Origin of the sequence: Streptomyces kurssanovii, assembly GCF_040677245.1 — a bacterium.
Classification (GTDB): domain Bacteria; phylum Actinomycetota; class Actinomycetes; order Streptomycetales; family Streptomycetaceae; genus Streptomyces; species Streptomyces kurssanovii.
Genome location: NZ_JBFAQK010000118.1, coordinates 1 through 3,628, shown reverse-complemented (window position 1 = coordinate 3,628; position 3,628 = coordinate 1). Strand labels below are relative to the sequence as shown.

General features: G+C 68.3%; 4 protein-coding genes. 1 reads left to right on the top strand and 3 read right to left on the bottom strand.

From position 1 onward, the window contains the following. Positions 1-458: 458 nt before the first annotated feature. Complete coding sequence (locus tag AB0K36_RS34560) at positions 459-1,466, bottom strand: stage II sporulation protein M (protein WP_364601781.1); 1,008 nt, start codon at positions 1,464-1,466, stop codon at positions 459-461. Between the two features lie 148 nt (positions 1,467-1,614). Between AB0K36_RS34560 and AB0K36_RS34555 the strand changes: the two genes are divergently transcribed. Further along, positions 1,615-2,574 carry an RDD family protein gene (locus AB0K36_RS34555; RefSeq protein ID WP_364601779.1) on the top strand — a complete coding sequence of 320 codons (960 nt, stop codon included), beginning with the start codon at positions 1,615-1,617 and terminating at the stop codon, positions 2,572-2,574. Between the two features lie 160 nt (positions 2,575-2,734). On the opposite strand, the gene AB0K36_RS34550 is transcribed toward AB0K36_RS34555, so the two are convergent. Both AB0K36_RS34550 and AB0K36_RS34545 read right to left on the bottom strand, forming a co-directional pair. Continuing rightward, the gene (locus tag AB0K36_RS34550; RefSeq protein WP_364601776.1) at positions 2,735-3,349 is read right to left on the bottom strand and encodes a hypothetical protein; all 615 of its coding nucleotides are present in this window, start codon (positions 3,347-3,349) and stop codon (positions 2,735-2,737) included. Positions 3,350-3,493: 144 nt separating this feature from the next. Then, positions 3,494-3,628, bottom strand: a 135-nt coding sequence (locus tag AB0K36_RS34545) for an adenosylhomocysteinase (protein WP_364601784.1), incomplete at its 5' end; no start/stop codon positions are given.

The following is a 3,628-nucleotide window of genomic DNA, read 5'->3' as shown; positions in this document are numbered from 1 at the left end:
ACGGGGTATCAACATATCTGGCGTTGATTTTTGGCACACTGTTGAGTTCTCAAGGAACGGACGCTTCCTTTGTACTCACCCGCAGAACATTTTCTTGGGCTTTCCTCCGGGCGCTTCCCTTCGGTCTTGCGTTTCCAACCTTACCAGATCCGTTTTCCGTTCCGTTTCCGGTTCGGAGTTCATTTCCGGTGGCCGTTGGAGGGCCTTTTGCCTTTCGGCTGATCCGAACTTTATCAGAATCATCTTGGCCGACCTAATCGGCGTTGTGATTCGGATAAGGAATCGGGAAGCGGCTCCGCGGAAATCATTTCCCGGCGAAAGCCAGACAGACTCTAAATGTTCACGCCCGAACTTGTCCAGTCCGAGGCAACCGTTAAAATCTACCTCCCCACGGGTCCCGTGTCAACGGGGCTGCGGGGCGAAGAGGAGACTAGCAGCTCACAGGGGCCGCACGCACATCAGGCCGCCGTGGGGAGCTCGGCACTGCGGTCGGCTTCCTCCACATCGCCCGTGTCGCCGGCACGGGCCGCTCGGCCGCCCAGGACATAGACGTACGCGAGGAAGCCCAGCTCGGCGACGATGCCGATGGTGATGCGTGCCCATGTCGGCAGGCCGGAGGGGGTTACGAACCCCTCGATCAGACCCGACACGAACAGCACCAGTGCAAGGCCGATGGCCATGCCGAGCGCCGCCCTGCCCTGCTGGGCAAGAGCGGTACGGCGGCTCAGTGGTCCCGGGTCGATCACCGTCCAGCCGAGGCGGAGCCCGGTGCCGGCCGCGACGAACACGGCCGTCAGTTCGAGCAGCCCATGCGGGAGCACCAGCCCGAGGAAGACGTCGAGCCGTCCGGCGGAGGACATGAGTCCGATTCCTACGCCCAGATTCAGCATGTTCAGGAAGAGGATCCAGATGACCGGAAGGCACAGGAACGCACCGAGGGTCAGACACATGGCGGCTGCCTGAGCGTTGTTCGTCCAGACCTGTGCGGCGAACGAGGCCGCGGGGTGGCTCGAGTAGTAGGTCTCGTACTCCCCGCCGGGTCGGGTCAGCCGACGGAGTTCTTCCGGTGCCCCGATCGCCGACTGGACCTCCGGATGGGTTCCGATCCACCAGCCGATGAGGGCGGCGACAAGGGTGGAGAGCACCGCGGTCGGTATCCACCAGTGCCGGGAGCGGTAGACGGCGGCGGGAAATCCGGCGGTGAGGAAGTGGACCGCGTCCCTCCAGCTCGACCGCCGAGTGCCGGTGACCACAGCGCGTGCTCGTGCCACGAGCTGGGTGAGCCTCGCGGTCAGTGCCGGTTCAGGAGCGCTCGACTGCACGAGGGAAAGATGAGTGGCCGTGCGCTGGTAGAGGGCGACGAGCTCGTCTGCTTCCGCGCCCGTCAGGTGACCGCCCCGACGGAGGAGGTGGTCCAGGCGGTCCCACTCTGCGCGGTGGGCTGTCACGAAGACATCGAGGTCCATGGTCGGCTGCTGCTCCAGGCACTGGGTGCATTGCGTACGGTCCGTACTACTTCACTGCTGCACTACTGCGACACGCTGTCGGTCAGCTTGGCAGACTGGGAGATCAAGGGGCAGGGAAGACCGGAGAACGCGAAGACAGGGGGCAGCAGTGAGTGGGCTAGTGACGGGGGACGCGGTCGTACTGGGGCTGCAGCCGGCAAGACTGCCGAGCCGGGCGCTGGCCCTCGTGATCGATCTCGCCGTCATCTGGACCGTGTACCTGCTGCTGTCGATCGGTCTGGCGCTCGCGACGGCGTCACTGGACGAGGCCGCTGTCATGGCGGTGTCCATCGCGTCGTTCCTGCTGGTCCTCGTCGGTGCGCCGATAGCCGTGGAGACCCTCAGCCATGGGCGTTCCCTGGGAAAGCTGGCATGCGGGCTCCGTGTGGTCCGGGACGACGGCGGGCCGATCCGGTTCCGGCACGCGCTGGTGCGCGGAGCGATGGGCGTCGTGGAGGTTCTCTTCACGTTCGGCGTCATCGCCTGCATCGCTTCACTGGTGTCGGAGCGGGGCCGGCGAATAGGCGACGTCTTCGCCGGGACACTCGTCGTCAGGGAACGGGTCCCTGCTGCCCGGGGCCCGATGGCGTCGCCTCCTCCGCCGCCGTGGCTGGTCGGGCGGTTCTCCCAGCTCGACCTGTCGGGTGTGCCGGACGACCTGTGGCTGGCGATACGCCAGTACCTGACCCGTATGAGGCAGCTGGACCCCGCCGTCAGCTGGTCCATGGCGCAGCGGCTGGCCGGTGATGTGGCGGAGCGTACGGGGACGCCGGCGCCCGAGGGCGTGCCGCCGGCCGCCTATCTGGCGGCCGTGGTCAACGAGCGGCAGGCCCGCGACGCCCGGAGGGCGTTCACCGCTGCCACGCGTGAAGCCGCCTCCAGTCCTGCCGCGTCCGGTCCTACCGTTGCCGCTCCCGCTGCGGCCCCCGCGGCAACAACGGTCGACCACCCGGACGCACGGTCGGCCGCTGCCGCAGCAGGCAGCACACCGCTCCTTGCTCCTGCTGCGCCGGCCCCGGTCCACGTCCCGCGGACCGGGACGTCCGGAGGGTTCGCCCCTCCCGCTTGAGCGATCGAGCGAGCGAGCCCCGCGACCACCCGAGCTTCCCAAGTACTTCGAGCACTCCTAGCACTCCGAGCATCCCGAGCGGAACGCCGCCGTCGGCCGCAGCCGGCGGATCGGCCCGGCGAGCCCTTTCGGCAAGAACGGCCCATCCGGCGCACCGCCGTCAGCGGAAGGTGGAGGGCGGACTCTCGAGGTCCTCCAGCTCGACGCCCGGCGCCGCGAGGACCACGTCCCCGGCGATGTGAACCGCGTGCTGCTCGCCCGTGTCCAGGGCGTTGACCTGGTATTCGTCCACCGTCAGAAGGCCGTTGTCAGTGGTGTGCGCTTCACTTTTCACCAGCGCCCAGGACTGGTCGACGGTCCGGGGTGCGAGTACGGGGTCGGTGAAGGCGAGGAGACGGACGCGGGTGGCGGGGGCGCCGGGTGCGAGGCGCAGCAGACGGGCCGTTGCGACGAGAAAGGCGGGGGAGGTGCCGGTGAACGCGTGGGCGGGGGCGTTGCCTTCACGTGCGTTGGTTCCGGTCGGGTCGGTGCGGACCCAGGTGACGCCGTCGATGGCCGCGCCGCGGACCTGCCAGCTCGCCGCGTGGAGTTCGAGACGGATGGGGCGGCCCAGCTCGTCGAGCGCGAGGTCGACGGAGCCGGCGTCGTCGCCCGAGGGAGTGGTGGTCCGGGAGACGTATCGCCAGCCGGAGGGGCCGGGGGCGCACTGGAAGTGTTCTTCACCGAGGGGGGTGTGGTCGTGCGGATCGTGGAGCGAATAGCGGCCGCGGGGCATGGGGGCGTAGGTGTCCTTGTGCGGTGAGGCGTGAGCCGGAGCCGTTCGAGGAGGGTACGGGGCAGGCCCCCGACACGGGGGTGCGGGGGCCTGCCTGGTACTGCTTGCGAGTACTGCCGATGGCGCTGCGCTACGCCGTCGTGATCAGTAGCGGTAGTGGTCCGGCTTGTACGGGCCGTCGACCTCGACGCCGATGTAGGCGGCCTGCTCCGGGCGCAGGGTGGTCAGCTTGACGCCCAGCGCGTCGAGGTGGAGGCGGGCGACCTTCTCGTCGAGGTG